The organism is uncultured Escherichia sp., assembly GCF_948475835.1.
GTDB lineage: Bacteria > Pseudomonadota > Gammaproteobacteria > Enterobacterales > Enterobacteriaceae > ECMA0423.
Genome location: NZ_CAOLGM010000034.1, coordinates 1 through 21,118, shown reverse-complemented (window position 1 = coordinate 21,118; position 21,118 = coordinate 1). Strand labels below are relative to the sequence as shown.

The window sequence follows — 21,118 nt, the reverse complement described above, 5'->3', positions numbered from 1 at the left end:
TGCCAGGGGATGTTATGGAAACTTTCCTTTCCCTTCGTCATATCAACAAAACGTTTCATGCCACGCGAGCGCTGCGCGATGTTTCTCTCGACTTTATGTCGGGTGAAGTGCACTGCCTTGCCGGGCAAAACGGCTGTGGTAAATCGACGTTGATTAAAATTATGTCCGGTGTTTATCGCCCGGATGAGGGAGCGGAAATTACGCTTGGTGGGAAAAACTGGTCAAAGCTGACACCCGCCGCTTCGGTGGCGCAGGGGATTCAGGTGATTTATCAGGACCTCTCTTTATTTCCTAACCTGAGTGTCTGGGAGAATATCGCCGTGAATCACTATCACCACGGTCTGTTTGTTAACCGCCGTCGTCTGCGTGAGGTGGCGCAGGCGGCAATGACCAGTATTAACGTCACATTGCCACTGGATACACTCGTTTCTGAGCTTTCAATTGCCCGCTGTCAGCTGGTGGCTATTTGCCGTGCACTGGCGCAGGACGCACGGTTGATCGTGATGGATGAACCAACCGCTTCGCTGACCCATCAGGAAGTGCAAGGGTTATTACAGGTGGTGCATCAATTGCGTGAACGCGGGATCTGCGTGGTCTTCGTCAGTCATCGTCTGGAAGAAGTGATGGAAGTTTCCGACCGTATTTCAGTGCTGAAAGATGGTGAGCTGGTCGGGACTTTTCCGGCTGCAGAGATGACCACAAAACAACTCGGTTTCCTGATGACCGGCCAGGAGTTTGAATATCAGGTGCGAGAGTTGTGGCAGGGAAAATCCAGCACCCCGGTGCTGGAGGTGCGTAATTTAAGTCGTCATGGGGAATATCTAAATATTAACTTGCGGGTGGAAGCGGGCGAAGTGGTATCGATTGTTGGCCTGCTTGGTGCGGGGCGCACGGAATTATGTCTGAGTCTGTTTGGTATGACCCGACCGGATGCTGGCGAGATCCTCATCAACGGCCAGCCGGTTACACTGCATAGTAACCAGGACGCTATCCGCCACGGTATTGGTTATGTTTCGGAAGATCGCATGTCGCGCGGTTTGGTGATGGCGCAATCTATTGAAGACAACATCATTAGCACTGTTTTTCACAAGGTAAAAGATCGCTTCGGCTTTCTGAGTGAAACTAAAGTTCGTGACCTGGTGGACAGGCTAATCAAGGCATTGACCATCAAAGTCTCTGATCCTCATCTTCCGGTGAATACGCTTTCTGGTGGTAACGCGCAGCGAGTATCGATCGCCAAATGGCTGGCGATTGGGCCACGACTGTTGATTCTCGATAGCCCGACAGTCGGTGTTGATATCGCCAACAAAGCAGGAATATACGGCATTATCAGCGATCTGGCGGCTCATGGCATTGCGGTATTGATGATCTGCGATGAAATTGAAGAAGCGTGGTATCAAAGCCACCGGATTTTGGTAATGCAAAAAGGTCAGATCACCCATAGCTTCCTGCCTGACAGCAGTTCTCAGGCCAGGATTGCGGAGGTGGTAAATGGCTGAACTGAAAAAACGCCATGAATTCTGGCTGGCATTACTGATTGTGGTGCTGTTTGTTGGCCTTGCCTGGCGCAGCGACGAGTTTCTGACATTCGGTAATTTGTACGATCTCGCCAATAACTATGCCATGTTGACTATTCTCGCCTGTGGTTTGTTTGTGGTGTTGATTTCCGGTGGAATTGATATTTCGTTTCCAGCAATGACCATCATTGCGCAATACGGCATGGTGCTGTTGCTGCAAAAAATTGGTGGCAACTTCGCTGTCGCGTTTGCACTGGCGGGCTGCATCGGCATTTTACTTGGCTTAATTAACGCCTTACTGGTTAATCGCCTACGGGTGCCTTCTATCATCATCACTATCTCGACGCTGAATATTTTCTATGGCCTGCTGTTATGGTTGAGTAAAGGTGTGTGGCTGTACGACTTTCCGCCGTGGTTTGAGCAGGGGGTTATGTTGTTCAAGTACACCGATGCTGATGGCTATGACTATGGCCTTGGTCTGCCGCTGATCGCCATGATTACGGTGGTGCTGCTAACAGCGTTTATCATGAATTTCACCAGTGTAGGGCGCAAAATTTATGCCCTTGGCGGGAACCGCGAATCAGCCAGTCGCATCGGCTTTAGCGTGCTGAAACTGCAACTTTTCGTCTATGGCTATATGGGATTGATGTCTGGCGCTGCGGGTGTAGTGCAGTCGTGGACGGTGATGACTGTCGCCCCCGATTCTCTTCTGGGTTATGAGCTGACAGTACTGGCTGCGGTGGTGCTTGGCGGCACTAGTTTGCTCGGCGGGCGCGGCACGTTAACCGGTACTTTGCTCGGCGTGGTGTTGTTGGCAGTGATGCAAAACGGGCTAAATTTATTGGGAGTCTCGTCTTACTGGCAAACATTGATCACCGGCATCATCATCGTTGCCAGCATTAGTGCCACGGCGTGGAGTCAGCATCAGAACCGGAGTCTGCTATGAAAAAATCGTGGCGTAATAACGTTGAGTTTTACTTGATCGGCCTGCTGGTGCTAACTGTTGCCGCGTTCAGCATTACTATGCCGGAGATTTTCTGGTCGATAAGTAATTTCCAGTCCGTCGCTTCGCAAATGCCCGTGCTGGGCATTCTGGCGTTGGCTATGGCGGTGACCATGCTTTGCGGTGGCATTAACTTGTCAATTATAGCCACTGCTAACGCCTGTTCACTGGTGATGGCGTGGGTGGCGACTCAGTATCCACCGGGTATTGCTACGGTTGTCGCTACGTTACTGGCGGGCGCTGGCGCGGCGGTGATAATCGGTTTATGTAACGGCGTATTGATTGCTGGTATTCGAGTGTCGCCAATTCTTGCAACGCTTGGGATGATGACGTTGCTCAAAGGGATAAATATTCTGGTGACAGGTGGTAGCGCCATTGCCAATTATCCCTCATGGGTGCTGTGGTTGAATCATGCGCAATGGTTCGGTATTCCGCTACCGATGTGGTTGTTTGCCGCAGTGGCACTGGGGCTATGGATATTGCTGGAGAAAACGCCGCTCGGTAAAGCCATTTACCTGATTGGGTCTAACGAACGAGCAACACTTTACTCCGGCATTAACACTCGTCGGGTGCTGATTTGGGTTTATGTCATTTCCGCCTTGCTTTGTGCGGTAGCGGCATTTTTGATGATGTCGAAACTCAACTCGGCTAAGGCCTCTTATGGCGAATCGTACTTGCTGGTGTCAATCCTCGCGGCAGTACTCGGTGGGGTTAATCCGGACGGCGGCAGCGGGCGGATAATTGGTATGGTGCTGGCGCTGTTTCTTCTGCAAATTATTGAAAGCGGCTTCAATATTCTCGGTATAAGCCCCTACCTGACGATGGCCTTATGGGGAACGTTGCTGCTCTGTTTCATTCAGGTTCGCGGCATGTTGGGGCTGGATCGGGTGGTTTAAATATTGGCTATATTCAATGGACGCGTTTTGCCGCGATGACATATCAGGCGTCGCCAAATACACATAGCTAATCAGGAGTAAACACAATGAAGATCAAAGCTGTTGGTGCATATTCCGCTAAACAACCACTTGAACCGATGGATATCACACGGCGTGAACCGGGACCGAATGATGTCAAAATCGAAATCGCTTACTGTGGCGTCTGCCATTCCGATCTCCACCAGGTCCGTTCCGAGTGGGCGGGGACGGTTTACCCCTGCGTACCGGGTCATGAAATTGTGGGGCGTGTGGTAGCCGTTGGTGATCAGGTAGAAAAACATGCGCCGGGCGATCTGGTCGGTGTCGGCTGCATTGTCGACAGTTGTAAACATTGCGAAGAGTGTGAAGACGGGCTGGAAAACTACTGTGATCACATGACCGGCACCTATAACTCGCCGACGCCGGACGAACCGGGCCATACTCTGGGCGGCTACTCACAACAGATCGTCGTTCATGAGCGATATGTTCTGCGTATTCGTCACCCGCAAGAGCAGCTGGCGGCGGTGGCTCCTTTGTTGTGTGCAGGGATCACCACGTATTCGCCGCTACGTCACTGGCAGGCCGGGCCGGGTAAAAAAGTGGGCGTGGTCGGCATCGGCGGTCTGGGACATATGGGGATCAAGCTGGCCCACGCGATGGGGGCGCATGTGGTGGCATTTACCACTTCTGAGGCAAAACGCGAAGCGGCAAAAGCCCTGGGGGCCGATGAAGTTGTTAACTCACGCAATGCCGATGAGATGGCGGCTCATCTGAAGAGTTTCGATTTCATTTTGAATACAGTAGCTGCGCCACATAATCTCGACGATTTTACCACCTTGCTGAAGCGTGATGGCACCATGACGCTGGTTGGTGCGCCTGCGACACCGCATAAATCGCCGGAAGTTTTCAACCTGATCATGAAACGCCGTGCGATAGCCGGTTCTATGATTGGCGGCATTCCAGAAACTCAGGAGATGCTCGATTTTTGCGCCGAACATGGCATCGTGGCTGATATAGAGATGATTCGGGCCGATCAAATTAATGAAGCCTATGAGCGAATGCTGCGTGGTGATGTGAAATATCGTTTTGTTATCGATAATCGCACACTAACAGACTGAAAAAATTAATAAATACCCTGTGGTTTAACATATTAACTTCGCTCTCCACTTAACTTTTTAGTTAAGGAGAGCGAAATAATATCAAAGTAGCAGTAAAACCTATAACGTAAATTCAAATTGTTAAATTAACTCCCTCCAGTACACAATACTTCTCACGTTAGTTATGAGCGATTTCTGATAGTGCCTGGTTTAATGAGAACTTTATTATCTGCGACGTTTATTTTTATTTAAGAGAGATCGCGATGATATCATTAAAAGCTCCGCACAATAATTTGATGCCATATACGCAACAAAGCATACTTAATACGGTTAAAAACAATCAGTTACCAGAGGATATCAAAAGCTCCCTGGTTTCCTGTGTCGATATATTCAAGGTTTTGATTAAACAATATTATGATTATCCTTATGATTGTCGTGATGATTTAGTCGATGACGACAAACTCATTCATCTCATGGCTGCCGTACGAGACTGTGAGTGGTTAGACGATAACGCACTCACCATAAATGTGCAGTTTAATGATTTCCCTGGATTTTATGACTGGATGGATTACCCTGATCACCCGGTTAAGTTTGTTTTTCGCATACTTGAAAATCAAAAAGGGACAGTTTGGGTATATGACCAGGATGATGCGTTTCTTGATATTAAAGCAAATGTGCAGGCTGGACGCTTTACCGGGCTTAAGAAATTAGTGCAGTTTATCGATTCAGTGCGAACAGATTGCAAATGTATTCTTCTTGAACACCATATGCCTTTGCTGAGAATTTTCCCTAAAGGGAAAGAGTGTATGCGTGTGGAAAAATGGCTTCGCGAAATGTCGTCTATTCCGGAGACAGACGCGCCCATTAAGCAGGCGCTTGCGCATGGATTATTATTACACTTAAAAAATATCCACCCTGTTTTTCCTGAATCACTGGTGATGTTATTGCTCTCTGTTCTGGACGTAAAAACATACAGAGATGACGCACGATTAAATGAATGGATATCGAATAGAGTGCAGGAATTAGGTGACAGATATTATCCTGTAAATAAGCACGTTAAAATCCGCTACACTCTTTAGTTCAGAAAGGGTTCCACCTGCAAGTTGTTATTCCACCAGAGAGTGAATCGCAAAGCAGGTAATCATTTCATCTGTATATCCGTATGCTAAATGGCATTCCACCGCCTTTTCGCCGATATTTTGTTGTGATCAGCGACGCTTCGCTTAAAAAAGCACCAGCAGTGGTTTCGCAGCTATGTGGTGTATAAAAAATGATCTCATGCAGATGTTTTGTGAATGTGTGGGTTGACATTCATATGAAAAAAATCATAATTCCATCATGTTTGTATGGGGTCTTTTCTGTACCTTACGCATCGCACTCAAGCCTGACAGAAAATATGCTGTAAGGCTCATATCAAAAACCGCCATTAGCTCATCAGGAAGAGCAGACGACAACCAGGATTGTTGTATGGTACGGGGTTCGAGGCCTCGATGGCGGTCCAACTTTTCAAAACTCTTCTGAATCAGATCCCCTTATTATCATCCCTGCAAAGTGGAACATTGCCATTGTTTGGCTATTCAGGACGGGGCAGACCAATGAAAAAAGCCCACACAGGGGAGAGTGGGCTGAAATGGGAAGCTAAAGACTCAAGTAAACTTATCGGAAATAAGGACCACGCATTACGGGGGCTATCATCGCCGATGGCCGGGATTCGGCAAATCAGGTTGATTACGTAGAGAGTAAATTATCTGCTCACCGCTGCGTCACCCCTTCGTAAATCAGGCGTAGCGCGAATACACCAATAATTGCACCAATAACCCGACTGGCAACGCGTTGCATACGCCCATAAGCACGACGCACAGCGGGCAAAGAAAACGCCTGACTAAGAAAAACTCGCCAGATAATTGATGCGAGCACAATCCCCGCCCAGGCCATTAAACGTGCCCATGTTGGTGTTTCGGCATTTAATGTTACTGAGAAAATACTAATAAAAAATAAAACGGTTTGCGGGTTAGAGAGATCGGTAATTAATCCGCGGCGAAAAAAGACATACCAGGGGGCGCTAATCGGTTGTTGTAGTGTGCTCATTTGCGGTGTTGACTGGCGGCGCATGCTGCACCACGCAAACCATAAGAGATAAGCGCCGCCGACGATTCTGATAAGCGAAAAAATCTCCTCACACTGCGTAATTAGTGTTGCAAGACCAAACAAACCCAACCCGGAATAAAATGCATCGCCCAGCGCCACCCCCAGCCCGGTCAGCACACCTGCGCGTCGACCGGAAGCCAGGCTGGTTTGTACTACCACAAAGAGATTGGCTCCCGGATTAAAAAAAGTAATCACGAACAGTCCTACGGTCAGGTAAACGGCGTGCAAAGGATCCATAGTGATTTCATCCATAAATAAGTGAAGTAACTTCATCATATTTCTACCAAAAATAATCGGGTGCGAAAGAGATCACAAAGTGTCTTATTTCCGGTTACTGGCGTTTATGCCCTGACTGAACTAATTATTAATCAACCCAATAATGTGGGTGGGTGATAGTGTGATAACAACTCTGGAGCCGTAATATGAAAATAATCTCTAAAATGTTAGTCGGTGCGTTAGCGTTTGCCGTTACCAATGTCTATGCCGCTGAATTGATGACCAAAGCGGAATTTGAAAAAGTTGAATCGCAGTATGAAAAAATAGGTGATATTTCAACCAGTAATGAAATGTCGACCGCAGATGCGAAAGAGGATTTGATCAAAAAAGCGGATGAAAAAGGGGCTGATGTGTTGGTACTGACCTCTGGTCAAACTGACAATAAGATCCACGGCACGGCAAATATTTATAAGAAGAAGTAATTCTGAAACCTATGTAAACATCCCCGATGCGTAAATTTATCGGTGATCATCTATTGAAATTTATGCCGGATAAAGCGTTCGCGCTGCATTCGGCAGTTCAGTTTTTCAGCCGCCGCCAGAACGTCGTCCGGCTTATGCCTAAATAATTCGCCGCTGCTGTTTTATCGCCTTTAAATTTCTCCAGTGCCTGTTGTGGTGTCAGTAAGCGTGGAGCGGGAATTTTCGCCGACTCGCGCGCCAGCTCCGGCAGTAGCAGTTGCATAAACTGCGGCGTTAAATCCGGCGTCGGTTCCACACTTAAAAACAGCGCCAGTCGTTCCATCATATTGCGCAGTTCACGAATATTGCCTGGCCAGTCGTAGTGCACCAGCACGGTTTCGCTTGCCTGTAATCCCTGGCGTAATGCGGCAGAAAACGGGGCGGAGAGCGCCGCCAGAGACACTTTCAAAAAGCTTTCCGCCAGCGGAAGAATATCCGCCACCCGCTCGCGCAGTGGTGGCAATTGCAGACGCAAAATACTCAGCCGATAAAACAGATCACGGCGAAACTGCCCTTGCCGCATATCTTCTTCCAGATTGCAGTGAGTGGCGCTAATGACCCGCACATCCACCGGAACAGGCTGATGCCCGCCGACGCGAGTAACCTCTTTTTCTTCCAGCACCCGTAACAGGCGAGTCTGCAAAGGTAGCGGCATTTCGCCAATCTCATCCAGAAACAGCGTACCGCCGTGGGCAATTTCGAACAGCCCGGCGCGACCTCCGCGTCGCGAGCCGGTAAACGCCCCTTCCTCATAGCCAAACAGCTCCGCTTCCAGCAGCGATTCGGCTATCGCCCCGCAGTTGACGGCAACAAACGGATGCGACTTTTTGCCCTGTCGCGCATCGTGGCGGGCAAAATATTCCCGATGAATCGCCTGGGCCGCCAGCTCTTTGCCCGTCCCCGTTTCCCCCTCAATCAACACCGCTGCACTGGAGCGGGCATACAGCAAAATAGTCTGCCGTACTTGTTCCATCTGTGGTGATTGACCGAGCATATCGCCCAGCACGTAACGAGTTCTCAGGGCGTTGCGGGTGGCATTGTGAGTGTTATGGCGTAACGACATGCGCGTCATATCCAGCGCATCGCTGAACGCCTGGCGCACGGTGGCGGCGGAATAGATAAAAATTCCGGTCATTCCGGCTTCTTCTGCCAGATCGGTAATCAGCCCCGCGCCGACCACCGCTTCAGTGCCGTTAGCTTTCAGCTCGTTAATCTGCCCGCGGGCGTCTTCTTCGGTAATGTAGCTACGTTGATCGAGGCGCAGATTAAAGGTTTTTTGAAACGCCACCAGCGCTGGAATGGTTTCCTGATAGGTGACAACGCCGATAGAAGAGGTGAGTTTTCCGGCTTTTGCCAGTGCCTGTAACACATCGTAGCCGCTCGGTTTAATCAAAATAACTGGCACTGACAGGCGGCTTTTCAGGTACGCGCCGTTAGAGCCAGCCGCGATGATGGCGTCACAGCGTTCGTTTGCCAGTTTCTTGCGGATGTAGGTCACTGCTTTTTCAAAGCCAAGCTGAATAGGGGTAATGTTCGCCAGGTGATCAAACTCGAGGCTGATATCGCGAAACAGCTCGAACAGGCGCGTTACAGATACCGTCCAGATAACCGGTTTGTCGTCATTAAGCCGTGGTGGATGTGCCATAGCGCACCGCAAAGTTAAGAAACCGAATATTGGGTTTAGTCTTGTTTCATAATTGTTGCAATGAAACGCGGTGAAACATTGCCTGAAACGTTAACTGAAACGCATATTTGCGGATTAGTTCATGACTTTATCTCTAACAAATTGAAATTAAACATTTAATTTTATTAAGGCAATTGTGGCACACCCCTTGCTTTGTCTTTATCAACGCAAATAACAAGTTGATAACAAAGGATGGGCTATGTCTCTACACTCTCCAGGTAAAGCGTTTCGCGCTGCACTGACTAAAGAAAATCCATTGCAGATTGTTGGCACCATCAACGCTAATCATGCGCTGTTGGCGCAGCGTGCCGGATATCAGGCAATTTATCTTTCTGGCGGTGGCGTGGCGGCAGGTTCGCTGGGGCTGCCCGATCTCGGTATTTCTACCCTTGATGATGTGCTGACCGACATTCGCCGTATCACCGACGTTTGTTCGCTGCCGCTGCTGGTGGATGCGGATATCGGTTTTGGTTCTTCGGCCTTTAACGTGGCGCGCACCGTGAAATCGATGATTAAAGCCGGTGCGGCAGGATTGCATATTGAAGATCAGGTTGGTGCGAAACGCTGCGGTCATCGTCCGAATAAAGCGATCGTCTCGAAAGAAGAGATGGTGGATCGGATCCGCGCGGCGGTGGATGCGAAAACCGATCCTGATTTTGTGATCATGGCGCGCACCGATGCTCTGGCGGTAGAGGGGCTGGATGCGGCGATCGAGCGTGCGCAGGCCTATGTTGAAGCGGGTGCCGAGATGTTGTTCCCGGAGGCGATTACCGAACTCGCCATGTACCGCCAGTTTGCCGATGCGGTGCAGGTGCCAATCCTCGCCAACATTACCGAATTTGGCGCAACACCGCTGTTTACCACCGACGAATTACGCAGCGCCCATGTCGCAATGGCGCTGTACCCGCTTTCAGCGTTCCGCGCCATGAACCGCGCCGCTGAACATGTCTACAACGTCCTGCGTCAGGAAGGCACGCAGAAAAGCGTCATCGATACCATGCAAACCCGCAACGAGCTGTACGAAAGCATCAACTACTACCAGTACGAAGAGAAGCTCGACGACCTGTTTGCCCGTAGCCAGGTGAAATAAAACACAACGAAAAATATCTCGACCCTACAAATGACGAGGACAATATGAGCGACACAACGATCCTGCAAAACAGTACCCATGTCATTAAACCGAAAAAATCGGTAGCACTTTCTGGCGTTCCGGCGGGCAATACGGCGCTCTGCACCGTGGGTAAAAGTGGCAATGACCTGCATTACCGTGGCTACGATATTCTTGATCTGGCGGAACATTGCGAATTTGAAGAAGTGGCGCACCTGCTGATCCACGGCAAACTGCCGACCCGTGACGAACTCGCCGCTTACAAAACGAAACTGAAAGCCCTGCGTGGTTTACCAGCTAATGTGCGTACCGTGCTGGAAGCCTTACCGGCGGCGTCGCACCCGATGGATGTCATGCGCACCGGCGTTTCCGCGCTCGGCTGCACACTGCCAGAAAAAGAGGGGCACACTGTCTCTGGCGCGCGGGATATTGCCGACAAACTGCTGGCATCACTTAGCTCGATTCTCCTTTATTGGTATCACTACAGTCACAACGGCGAACGCATCCAGCCGGAAACCGATGACGACTCCATCGGCGGTCACTTCCTGCATCTGCTGCACGGCGAAAAGCCATCGCAAAGCTGGGAAAAGGCGATGCATATCTCGCTGGTGCTGTACGCCGAACACGAGTTTAACGCCTCCACCTTTACCAGTCGGGTGATTGCGGGCACCGGCTCTGATATGTATTCCGCGATTATTGGCGCGATTGGCGCACTGCGCGGGCCAAAACACGGCGGGGCGAATGAAGTGTCGCTGGAGATCCAGCAACGCTACGAAACGCCGGACGAAGCCGAAGCAGATATCCGCAAGCGCGTGGAAAACAAAGAAGTGGTCATTGGTTTTGGTCATCCGGTTTACACCATCGCTGACCCGCGCCACCAGGTGATTAAACGTGTGGCGAAGCAGCTCTCGCAGGAAGGCGGCTCGCTGAAGATGTACAACATCGCCGATCGCCTGGAAACGGTGATGTGGGAGAGCAAAAAGATGTTCCCCAATCTCGACTGGTTCTCTGCTGTTTCCTACAACATGATGGGCGTTCCCACCGAGATGTTCACACCACTGTTTGTTATCGCCCGCGTCACCGGCTGGGCGGCGCACATTATCGAACAACGTCAGGACAACAAAATTATCCGTCCTTCCGCCAATTATGTTGGACCGGAAGACCGCCCGTTTGTCGCGCTGGATAAGCGCCAGTAAACCTCTACGAATAACAATAAGGAAACGTACCCAATGTCAGCTCAAATCAACAACATCCGCCCGGAATTTGATCGTGAAATCGTTGATATCGTCGATTACGTCATGAACTACGAAATCAGCTCTAAAGTGGCCTACGACACCGCACATTACTGCCTGCTCGACACGCTCGGCTGCGGTCTGGAAGCTCTCGAATACCCGGCCTGTAAAAAACTGCTGGGGCCAATTGTTCCCGGCACCGTCGTACCCAACGGCGTGCGCGTCCCCGGAACTCAGTTCCAGCTCGACCCCGTCCAGGCGGCATTTAACATCGGCGCGATGATCCGCTGGCTCGATTTCAACGATACCTGGCTGGCGGCGGAGTGGGGCCATCCTTCCGACAACCTCGGCGGCATTCTGGCAACGGCGGACTGGCTTTCGCGCAACGCGGTCGCCAGCGGCAAAGCGCCGTTGACCATGAAACAGGTGCTGACCGCAATGATCAAAGCCCATGAAATTCAGGGCTGCATCGCGCTGGAAAACTCCTTTAACCGCGTCGGCCTCGACCACGTTCTGTTAGTGAAAGTGGCTTCCACCGCCGTGGTCGCCGAAATGCTCGGCCTGACCCGCGAGGAAATTCTCAACGCCGTTTCGCTGGCGTGGGTGGACGGTCAGTCGCTGCGCACCTATCGCCATGCGCCGAACACCGGCACGCGTAAATCCTGGGCGGCGGGCGATGCCACTTCCCGCGCGGTACGTCTGGCACTGATGGCGAAAACGGGCGAAATGGGTTACCCGTCAGCCCTGACTGCGCCGGTGTGGGGCTTCTACGACGTCTCCTTTAAAGGTGAATCGTTCCGCTTCCAGCGCCCGTACGGTTCCTACGTTATGGAAAATGTGCTGTTCAAAATCTCCTTCCCGGCGGAGTTCCACTCCCAGACGGCAGTTGAAGCAGCGATGACGCTCTATGAACAGATGCAGGCAGCAGGCAAAACGGCGGCGGATATCGAAAAAGTGACCATTCGCACCCACGAAGCCTGTATTCGCATCATCGACAAAAAAGGACCGCTCAATAACCCGGCAGACCGCGATCACTGCATTCAGTACATGGTGGCGATCCCGCTGCTGTTCGGGCGCTTAACGGCGGCAGATTACGAGGACAACGTGGCGCAAGATAAACGTATCGACGCCCTGCGCGAGAAGATCAATTGCTTGGAAGATCCGGCATTTACCGCTGACTACCACGACCCGGAAACACGCGCCATCGCCAATGCCATTACCCTTGAGTTCACCGACGGCACACGATTTGAAGAAGTGGTGGTGGAGTACCCCATTGGTCATGCTCGCCGCCGTCAGGATGGTATTCCGAAACTGGTCGATAAATTCAAAATCAATCTCGCGCGCCAGTTCCCGACTCGCCAACAGCAGCGCATTCTGGAGGTTTCTCTCGACAGAACTCGCCTGGAACAGATGCCGGTCAATGAGTATCTCGACCTGTACGTCATTTAAGCAAACAGCGGTAAGGCGTAAGTTCAACAGGAGAGCATTATGTCTTTTAGCGAATTTTATCAGCGTTCGATTAACGAACCGGAGCAGTTCTGGGCCGAGCAGGCCCGGCGTATTGACTGGCAGACGCCCTTTACGCAAACGCTCGATCACAGCAATCCGCCGTTTGCCCGTTGGTTTTGTGAAGGCCGAACCAACTTGTGCCACAACGCTATCGACCGCTGGCTGGAGAAACAACCAGAGGCGCTGGCGCTGATTGCCGTCTCTTCGGAAACAGAAGAAGAGCGCACCTTTACCTTTCGTCAGCTTCATGACGAAGTAAACGCGGTGGCGTCAATGCTGCGCTCGCTGGGCGTGCAGCGTGGCGATCGGGTGCTGGTGTATATGCCGATGATTGCCGAAGCGCATATTACTCTGCTGGCCTGCGCGCGCATTGGCGCTATTCATTCGGTGGTGTTTGGGGGATTTGCCTCGCACAGCGTGGCGGCGCGAATTGATGATGCTAAACCGGTGCTGATTGTCTCGGCTGATGCCGGAGCGCGCGGTGGCAAAATCATTCCCTATAAAAAATTGCTCGACGATGCGATAAGTCAGGCGCAGCACCAGCCACGCCATGTTTTGCTGGTGGATCGCGGGCTGGCGAAAATGGCACGCGTCAGCGGGCGGGATGTCGATTTCGCGTCGTTGCGCCATCAACACATCGGCGCGCGGGTACCGGTGGCGTGGCTGGAATCCAACGAAACCTCCTGCATTCTCTACACCTCCGGCACGACCGGCAAACCTAAAGGCGTGCAGCGTGACGTCGGCGGATATGCGGTGGCGCTGGCGACCTCGATGGACACCATTTTTGGCGGCAAAGCGGGCGGTGTGTTCTTTTGTGCTTCGGATATCGGCTGGGTGGTGGGGCATTCGTATATCGTCTACGCGCCGCTGCTGGCGGGGATGGCGACTATCGTTTACGAAGGATTACCGACCTGGCCGGACTGCGGCGTGTGGTGGAAAATCGTCGAGAAATATCAGGTTAGCCGGATGTTCTCAGCGCCGACCGCCATTCGCGTGCTGAAAAAATTCCCTACCGCTGAAATTCGCAAACACGATCTCTCGTCGCTGGAAGTGCTCTATCTGGCTGGAGAACCGCTGGACGAGCCGACCGCCAGTTGGGTGAGCAATACGCTGGATGTGCCGGTCATCGACAACTACTGGCAGACCGAATCCGGCTGGCCGATTATGGCGATTGCTCGCGGTCTGGACGACAGGCCGACGCGTCTGGGAAGCCCCGGTGTGCCGATGTATGGCTATAACGTGCAGTTGCTTAATGAAGTCACCGGCGAACCGTGTGGCGTCAACGAGAAAGGGATGCTGGTGGTGGAAGGGCCGCTGCCGCCGGGGTGTATTCAGACCATCTGGGGCGACGACGGCCGCTTTGTGAAGACTTACTGGTCGCTGTTTTCCCGCCCGGTGTACGCCACCTTTGACTGGGGCATCCGCGATGCTGACGGTTATCACTTTATTCTCGGGCGCACTGACGATGTGATTAACGTTGCCGGGCATCGGCTGGGCACGCGCGAGATTGAAGAGAGTATTTCCAGTCATCCGGGCGTTGCCGAAGTGGCGGTGGTTGGGGTGAAAGATGCGCTGAAAGGGCAGGTGGCGGTAGCGTTTGTCATTCCGAAAGAGAGCGACAGTCTGGAAGATCGTGATGTGGCGCATTCGCAAGAGAAGGCGATTATGGCGCTGGTGGACAGCCAGATTGGCAACTTTGGCCGCCCGGCGCACGTCTGGTTTGTCTCGCAATTGCCAAAAACGCGATCCGGAAAAATGCTGCGCCGCACGATCCAGGCGATTTGCGAAGGACGCGATCCTGGAGATCTGACGACCATTGATGATCCAGCGTCGTTGGATCAGATCCGCCAGGCGATGGAAGAGTAAGGTATTGTCGGATGCGTCGCGTGGCGCATCCGACACCATGCGCCGATGCCTGATGCGACGCTTACCGCGTCTTATTATGCCTACCCACTGTTTTTACACCGATAATTTTTCCCCCACCTTTTTGCACTCATTCATATAAAAAATATGTTTCCCCACGAAAACGATTGCTTTTTATCTTCAGATGAATAGAATGCGGCGGATTTTTTGGGTTTCAAACAGCAAAAAGGGGGAATTTCGTGTCGCAAGATAACAACTTTAGCCAGGGGCCAGTCCCGCAGTCGGCGCGGAAAGGGGTATTGGCATTGACGTTCGTCATGCTGGGATTAACCTTCTTTTCCGCCAGTATGTGGACCGGCGGTACTCTCGGAACCGGTCTTAGCTATCATGATTTCTTCCTCGCAGTTCTCATCGGTAATCTTCTCCTCGGTATTTACACTTCATTTCTCGGTTACATTGGCGCAAAAACCGGCCTGACCACTCATCTTCTTGCTCGCTTCTCTTTTGGTGTTAAAGGCTCATGGCTGCCTTCACTGCTACTGGGCGGAACTCAGGTTGGCTGGTTTGGCGTTGGCGTGGCGATGTTTGCTATTCCGGTGGGTAAGGCAACCGGGCTGGATATTAATTTGCTGATTGCCGTTTCCGGTTTACTGATGACCGTCACCGTCTTCTTTGGCATTTCGGCGCTGACGGTTCTTTCGGTGATTGCGGTTCCGGCTATCGCCTGTCTTGGCGGTTATTCCGTATGGCTGGCCGTTAACGGCATGGGCGACCTGGACGCCTTAAAAGCGGTCGTTCCCGCACAACCGTTAGATTTCAATGTCGCGCTGGCGCTGGTTGTGGGGTCATTTATCAGTGCGGGCACGCTCACCGCTGACTTTGTCCGCTTTGGTCGCAATGCCAAACTGGCGGTGCTGGTGGCGATGGTGGCCTTTTTCCTCGGCAACTCGTTGATGTTTATTTTCGGTGCAGCGGGCGCTGCGGCACTGGGGATGGCGGATATCTCTGATGTGATGATTGCTCAGGGCCTGCTGTTGCCTGCGATTGTGGTGCTGGGGCTAAATATCTGGACCACCAACGATAACGCGCTCTATGCGTCGGGTTTAGGTTTCGCCAACATTACCGGGATGTCGAGCAAAACCCTTTCGGTAATCAACGGTATTATCGGTACGGTCTGCGCATTATGGCTGTATAACAATTTTGTCGGCTGGTTGACCTTCCTTTCGGCAGCTATTCCTCCGGTGGGTGGCGTGATCATTGCCGACTATCTGATGAACCGTCGCCGCTATGAGCACTTTGCGACCACGCGTATGATGAGTGTCAATTGGGTGGCGATTCTGGCGGTCGCCTTGGGGATTGCTGCAGGCCACTGGTTACCGGGAATTGTTCCGGTCAACGCGGTATTAGGTGGCGCGCTGAGCTATCTGATCCTTAACCCGATTTTGAATCGTAAAACGACAGCAGCAATGACGCATGTGGAGGCTAACAGTGTCAAATAACGCTTTACAAACAATTATTAACGCCCGGTTACCAGGCGAAGAGGGGCTGTGGCAGATTCATCTGCAGGACGGAAAAATCAGCGCCATTGATGCGCAATCCGGCGTGATGCCCATAACTGAAAACAGCCTGGATGCCGAACAAGGTTTAGTTATACCGCCGTTTGTGGAGCCACATATTCACCTGGACACCACGCAAACCGCCGGACAACCGAACTGGAATCAGTCCGGCACGCTGTTTGAAGGCATTGAACGCTGGGCCGAGCGCAAAGCGTTATTAACCCATGACGATGTGAAACAACGCGCCTGGCAAACGCTGAAATGGCAGATTGCCAACGGCATTCAGCATGTGCGTACCCATGTCGATGTTTCGGATGCAACGCTAACTGCGCTGAAAGCAATGCTGGAAGTGAAGCAGGAAGTCGCGCCGTGGATTGATCTGCAAATTGTCGCCTTCCCTCAGGAAGGGATTTTGTCGTATCCCAACGGTGAAGCGTTGCTGGAAGAGGCGTTACGCTTAGGGGCAGATGTAGTGGGGGCGATTCCGCATTTTGAATTTACCCGTGAATACGGCGTGGAGTCGCTGCATAAAACCTTCGCCCTGGCGCAAAAATACGACCGTCTCATCGACGTTCACTGTGATGAGATCGATGACGAGCAGTCGCGCTTTGTCGAAACCGTTGCTGCCCTGGCGCACCGTGAAGGCATGGGCGCGCGAGTCACCGCCAGCCACACCACGGCAATGCACTCCTATAACGGGGCGTATACCTCACGCCTGTTCCGCTTGCTGAAAATGTCCGGTATTAACTTTGTCGCCAACCCGCTGGTCAATATTCATCTGCAAGGACGTTTCGATACGTATCCAAAACGTCGCGGCATCACGCGCGTTAAAGAGATGCTGGAGTCCGGCATTAACGTCTGCTTTGGTCACGATGATGTCTTCGATCCGTGGTATCCGCTGGGAACGGCGAATATGCTGCAAGTGCTGCATATGGGGCTGCATGTTTGCCAGTTGATGGGCTACGGGCAGATTAACGATGGCCTGAATTTAATCACCCACCACAGTGCCAGAACATTGAATTTGCAGGATTACGGCATTGCCGCCGGAAACAGCGCAAACCTGATTATCCTGCCGGCTGAAAATGGATTTGATGCGCTGCGCCGTCAGGTTCCGGTACGTTATTCGGTACGTGGCGGCAAGGTGATTGCCAGTACACAACCGGCACAAACCACCGTATATCTGGAGCAGCCAGAAGCCATCGATTACAAACGGTAATTTCCTCTGTGTTGAAGAGCCACTGACCTGTGTCAGTGGCTACCGTGATTCATTCTCGCCAACATCCGCACATTCCTCCAACGCCATGTGCAAAAATGCCTTCGCGGCGGCTGTCTGCCAGCTATTTTTCCGCCGCAACAAAACCGCCGTTCTCTCCAGTAGTGGCGGGGCAAGAGAAATCGCTTTAAGCCCGTCATGTTGTGTGGCAATCGCTGCTGGTAACAATGTGGAAAGGGAAGTGCGGCGAATCAGCTCCAGAACCGCGCTAATTGAGTTCGCCTCAATGACCACCTGTGGATGTAGCCCCGCTTTCTCGCAGTAGTGGTCAATTTGCTCTCTGGTGGCAAATTCCGCGCTGAGCAGGACCAGTTTTTCATCATGCAAGCGACTCAACGCCACCTGTTCACAGGCAGCCAGCGGATGATGTTGCGCCACGACTAACGCTAAACTTTCTGTCAGTAAAGGAATTGCCTCCAGCTCCGGCGAATGCACAGGCGCGAAGGCAATCCCAACGTCCAGCTCGTCGCGACAAAGCAGATCTTCGATTTTCTCCTGCGACATTTCCTGTAGCTGGAGCGTGATGCCGGGGTAGCGCGCATAGAAATCCGCCATTAAAGGGCCGATAAAGTAGCTTGTAAAGGTGGGAGTGACGGCGATACGCAGCGATCCTCGCGTCAGATCGGCAACATCATGAATCGCCCGTTTACCCGCCCCCAGTTCCTGTAACGCCCGGCTGGCGTACTGTCGCCAGACTTCTCCTGCATCAGTGAGACGAATCGTTCGCCCGCTACGGTCAAACAGCGGCACGCCTAAACTCTCCTCTAACTGGCGAATCTGCTGGGAAAGCGCAGGCTGGGAGACGTGCAACGCACTGGCGGCACGGGTGAAGCTGCCATGTTCAGCCACGGCAAGAAAGTAATTGATATGTCGAGAGAGCATTCGCCAACCTATAAGTAAATCCAATAGAACTCATCATAAATGAGACTTTTACCTTATGACAATCGGCGAGTAGTCTGCCTCTCATTCCAGAGACAGACAGAGGTTAACGGTGAAAGAGATTATTGATGGATTCCTTAAATTCCAGCGCGAGGCATTTCCGAAGCGGGAAGCCTTGTTTAAACAGCTGGCGACACAGCAAAGCCCGCGCACACTTTTTATCTCCTGCTCCGACAGCCGTCTGGTCCCTGAGCTGGTGACGCAACGTGAGCCTGGCGATCTGTTCGTTATTCGCAACGCGGGCAATATCGTCCCTTCCTACGGGCCGGAACCCGGTGGCGTTTCTGCTTCGGTGGAGTATGCCGTCGCTGCGCTTCGGGTATCTGACATTGTGATTTGTGGTCATTCCAACTGTGGCGCGATGACCGCCATTGCCAGCTGTCAGTGCATGGACCATATGCCTGCCGTCTCCCACTGGCTGCGTTATGCCGATTCAGCCCGCGTCGTTAATGAGGCGCGCCCGCATTCCGATTTACCGTCAAAAGCTGCGGCGATGGTACGTGAAAACGTCATTGCTCAGTTGGCTAATTTGCAAACTCATCCATCGGTGCGCCTGGCGCTCGAAGAGGGGCGGATCGCCCTGCACGGCTGGGTCTACGACATTGAAAGCGGCAGCATCGCAGCGTTTGACGGCGCAACCCGCCAGTTTGTGCCACTGGCAGCTAATCCGCGCGTTTGTGCCATACCGCTACGCCAACCGACCGCAGCGTAACCTTATTTTTAAACCATCAGGAGATGCACCATGATTCAGTCGCAAATTAACCGCAATATTCGTCTTGATCTTGCCGATGCCATTTTGCTCAGCAAAGCTAAAAAAGATCTCTCATTTGCCGAGATTGCCGACGGCACCGGTCTGGCAGAAGCCTTTGTAACCGCGGCTTTGCTGGGGCAGCAGGCGCTTCCTGCCGACGCCGCCCGCCTGGTCGGGGCGAAGCTGGATCTCGACGAAGACGCCATTCTACTGTTGCAGATGATTCCACTGCGTGGCTGCATTGATGACCGTATTCCAACCGACCCAACGATGTATCGTTTCTATGAAATGTTGCAGGTGTACGGCACAACCCTGAAAGCGTTGGTTCATGAGAAGTTTGGCGATGGCATTATCAGCGCGATTAACTTCAAACTCGACGTTAAGAAAGTGGCGGACCCGGAAGGTGGCGAACGTGCGGTCATCACCTTAGATGGTAAATATCTGCCGACCAAACCGTTCTGACAGCCATGCGCAACCATCAAAAGACGTTCACGATGCTGCTGGTTCTGGTGCTGATTGGTCTTAATATGCGACCACTGCTCACCTCCGTCGGTCCACTGCTACCGCAATTGCGCCAGGCGAGCGGAATGAGCTTTAGCGTGGCTGCCCTGTTGACCGCTCTGCCGGTGGTCACCATGGGCGGGCTGGCGCTGGCCGGAAGCTGGCTTCATCAGCATGTCAGCGAACGTCGCAGCGTCGCCATCAGTCTGTTGCTGATTGCCGTCGGTGCATTGATGCGTGAGCTTTACCCCCAAAGTGTGCTGCTGCTTAGCAGCGCACTGCTTGGTGGGGTGGGGATCGGTATCATTCAGGCGGTGATGCCTTCAGTGATTAAACGGCGGTTTCAGCAACGCACGCCACTGGTGATGGGGCTGTGGTCTGCGGCTCTGATGGGCGGCGGTGGACTTGGTGCCGCCATAACGCCCTGGTTAGTTCAACATAGCGAAACCTGGTATCAAACACTCGCCTGGTGGGCGCTGCCTGCCGTTGTTGCGCTCTTTGCCTGGTGGTGGCAAAGCGCCCGCGAGGTCGCCTCTTCCCACAAGACAACAACCACTCCGGTTCGCGTGGTATTCACTCCCCGCGCGTGGACGCTGGGTGTTTACTTCGGTCTGATTAACGGCGGTTACGCCAGCCTGATTGCCTGGTTACCCGCTTTCTATATTGAGATTGGTGCCAGCGCGCAGTACAGCGGTTCCTTACTGGCATTGATGACGCTTGGGCAAGCCGCAGGAGCTTTGCTGATGCCTGCTATGGCTCGCCATCAGGATCGGCGCAAACTGTTAATGCTGGCGCTGGTGTTACAACTGGTGGGGTTCTGCGGCTTTATCTGGCTGCCGCTGCAATTGCCGGTATTGTGGGCGATGGTGTGTGGGTTAGGTCTGGGCGGCGCGTTTCCGCTCTGTTTGCTGCTGGCGCTCGATCACTCTGCGCAACCAGCTATTGCTGGCAAGCTGGTGGCGTTTATGCAGGGGATCGGTTTTATCATCGCCGGGCTTGCCCCTTGGTTTTCTGGTGTGCTGCGTAGTATCAGCGGCAATTACCTGATGGACTGGGCGTTTCATGCGCTGTGTGTCGTTGGGCTGATGATTATAACCCTGCGTTTTGCACCAGCACGTTTTCCGCAGCTGTGGGTCAAAGAGGCATGATGCGACTCTTGTTTCTGCGCTTTGTTCACGCCGGATGCGGCCTACGTAGATCACTGAATTTGTAGATACTGTTATGGCCTGCAAGTTTTTTCCTGGTCCGGTTTCCCGGATTGCAGGCATGCCAGACACAGCGCCGTC

Annotated in this window: 19 protein-coding genes; 16 read left to right on the top strand and 3 right to left on the bottom strand. The window is 52.4% G+C overall.

Features of this window, described 5'->3' with window-relative positions:
* Positions 1-14: 14 nt before the first annotated feature.
* The 6 genes from QZF50_RS09020 to yahM all read left to right on the top strand — a co-directional run bounded on the left by QZF50_RS09020 (position 15) and on the right by yahM (position 6,267).
* Positions 15-1,499 (top strand): sugar ABC transporter ATP-binding protein, encoded by a 1,485-nt coding sequence (locus QZF50_RS09020; RefSeq protein ID WP_000447335.1) that lies wholly within the window; start codon positions 15-17, stop codon positions 1,497-1,499.
* Positions 1,492-2,463: an ABC transporter permease gene (locus QZF50_RS09015; RefSeq protein ID WP_000818900.1), complete on the top strand. Its 972-nt coding sequence runs from the start codon at positions 1,492-1,494 to the stop codon at positions 2,461-2,463. Before QZF50_RS09020 ends, QZF50_RS09015 begins: the two co-directional genes overlap by 8 nt.
* A complete protein-coding gene (locus QZF50_RS09010) occupies positions 2,460-3,416 on the top strand; it encodes an ABC transporter permease (protein ID WP_000750340.1) in 957 nt (318 codons plus the stop codon). Before QZF50_RS09015 ends, QZF50_RS09010 begins: the two co-directional genes overlap by 4 nt.
* A gap of 86 nt (positions 3,417-3,502) precedes the next feature.
* Positions 3,503-4,552: an NADPH-dependent aldehyde reductase YahK gene (gene yahK / locus QZF50_RS09005; protein ID WP_000692742.1), complete on the top strand. Its 1,050-nt coding sequence runs from the start codon at positions 3,503-3,505 to the stop codon at positions 4,550-4,552.
* 242 nt (positions 4,553-4,794) lie between these two features.
* Entirely contained in the window at positions 4,795-5,610 is an 816-nt protein-coding gene (gene yahL / locus QZF50_RS09000; RefSeq protein ID WP_001316893.1) for a protein YahL, read from the top strand.
* Between the two features lie 411 nt (positions 5,611-6,021).
* Positions 6,022-6,267 carry a protein YahM gene (gene yahM, locus QZF50_RS08995; protein WP_000290608.1) on the top strand — a complete coding sequence of 82 codons (246 nt, stop codon included), beginning with the start codon at positions 6,022-6,024 and terminating at the stop codon, positions 6,265-6,267.
* 16 nt (positions 6,268-6,283) lie between these two features.
* On the opposite strand, the gene QZF50_RS08990 is transcribed toward yahM, so the two are convergent.
* Positions 6,284-6,955, bottom strand: coding sequence for a LysE family transporter (locus QZF50_RS08990; protein ID WP_000976975.1), 672 nt, complete (start codon positions 6,953-6,955; stop codon positions 6,284-6,286).
* Between the two features lie 146 nt (positions 6,956-7,101).
* Between QZF50_RS08990 and yahO the strand changes: the two genes are divergently transcribed.
* A complete protein-coding gene (gene yahO / locus QZF50_RS08985) occupies positions 7,102-7,377 on the top strand; it encodes a DUF1471 family periplasmic protein YahO (protein ID WP_000691953.1) in 276 nt (91 codons plus the stop codon).
* A gap of 97 nt (positions 7,378-7,474) precedes the next feature.
* On the opposite strand, the gene prpR is transcribed toward yahO, so the two are convergent.
* A complete protein-coding gene (prpR, locus tag QZF50_RS08980; protein WP_000941071.1) occupies positions 7,475-9,061 on the bottom strand; it encodes a propionate catabolism operon regulatory protein PrpR in 1,587 nt (528 codons plus the stop codon).
* 238 nt (positions 9,062-9,299) lie between these two features.
* Between prpR and prpB the strand changes: the two genes are divergently transcribed.
* The 6 genes from prpB (at position 9,300) to codA (ending at position 17,584) form a co-directional block, all read left to right on the top strand.
* The gene (gene prpB / locus QZF50_RS08975; RefSeq protein ID WP_000052205.1) at positions 9,300-10,190 is read left to right on the top strand and encodes a methylisocitrate lyase; all 891 of its coding nucleotides are present in this window, start codon (positions 9,300-9,302) and stop codon (positions 10,188-10,190) included.
* Positions 10,191-10,234: 44 nt separating this feature from the next.
* The gene (gene prpC, locus QZF50_RS08970) at positions 10,235-11,404 is read left to right on the top strand and encodes a 2-methylcitrate synthase (protein WP_001285908.1); all 1,170 of its coding nucleotides are present in this window, start codon (positions 10,235-10,237) and stop codon (positions 11,402-11,404) included.
* Between the two features lie 33 nt (positions 11,405-11,437).
* The gene (gene prpD / locus QZF50_RS08965) at positions 11,438-12,889 is read left to right on the top strand and encodes a 2-methylcitrate dehydratase (RefSeq protein WP_290388858.1); all 1,452 of its coding nucleotides are present in this window, start codon (positions 11,438-11,440) and stop codon (positions 12,887-12,889) included.
* A gap of 39 nt (positions 12,890-12,928) precedes the next feature.
* Positions 12,929-14,815 (top strand): propionate--CoA ligase, encoded by a 1,887-nt coding sequence (prpE, locus tag QZF50_RS08960; RefSeq protein WP_000010276.1) that lies wholly within the window; start codon positions 12,929-12,931, stop codon positions 14,813-14,815.
* Between the two features lie 236 nt (positions 14,816-15,051).
* Positions 15,052-16,311, top strand: a complete 1,260-nt coding sequence (gene codB, locus QZF50_RS08955; RefSeq protein WP_061892111.1) for a cytosine permease — start codon at positions 15,052-15,054, stop codon at positions 16,309-16,311.
* On the top strand, positions 16,301-17,584 hold the full coding sequence (gene codA, locus QZF50_RS08950; RefSeq protein WP_001295686.1) for a cytosine/isoguanine deaminase: 1,284 nt from the start codon (positions 16,301-16,303) through the stop codon (positions 17,582-17,584). The genes codB and codA overlap by 11 nt, the downstream gene beginning before the upstream one ends.
* Before the next feature lie 39 nt (positions 17,585-17,623).
* Here the strand turns inward: codA and cynR are convergent, their stop codons facing one another.
* Complete coding sequence (cynR, locus tag QZF50_RS08945) at positions 17,624-18,523, bottom strand: transcriptional regulator CynR (RefSeq protein WP_000952485.1); 900 nt, start codon at positions 18,521-18,523, stop codon at positions 17,624-17,626.
* A 109-nt stretch (positions 18,524-18,632) separates the two neighbouring features.
* Between cynR and cynT the strand changes: the two genes are divergently transcribed.
* Genes cynT through cynX form a run of 3 tightly spaced genes read left to right on the top strand, consistent with a single transcriptional unit; the run spans position 18,633 to position 20,980 of the window.
* Positions 18,633-19,292, top strand: a complete 660-nt coding sequence (gene cynT / locus QZF50_RS08940) for a carbonic anhydrase CynT (RefSeq protein ID WP_000658652.1) — start codon at positions 18,633-18,635, stop codon at positions 19,290-19,292.
* Positions 19,293-19,322: 30 nt separating this feature from the next.
* Positions 19,323-19,793: a cyanase gene (gene cynS, locus QZF50_RS08935; protein WP_000616241.1), complete on the top strand. Its 471-nt coding sequence runs from the start codon at positions 19,323-19,325 to the stop codon at positions 19,791-19,793.
* A gap of 5 nt (positions 19,794-19,798) precedes the next feature.
* The gene (gene cynX, locus QZF50_RS08930; protein WP_001326099.1) at positions 19,799-20,980 is read left to right on the top strand and encodes a cyanate transporter CynX; all 1,182 of its coding nucleotides are present in this window, start codon (positions 19,799-19,801) and stop codon (positions 20,978-20,980) included.
* Positions 20,981-21,118: the final 138 nt, after the last annotated feature.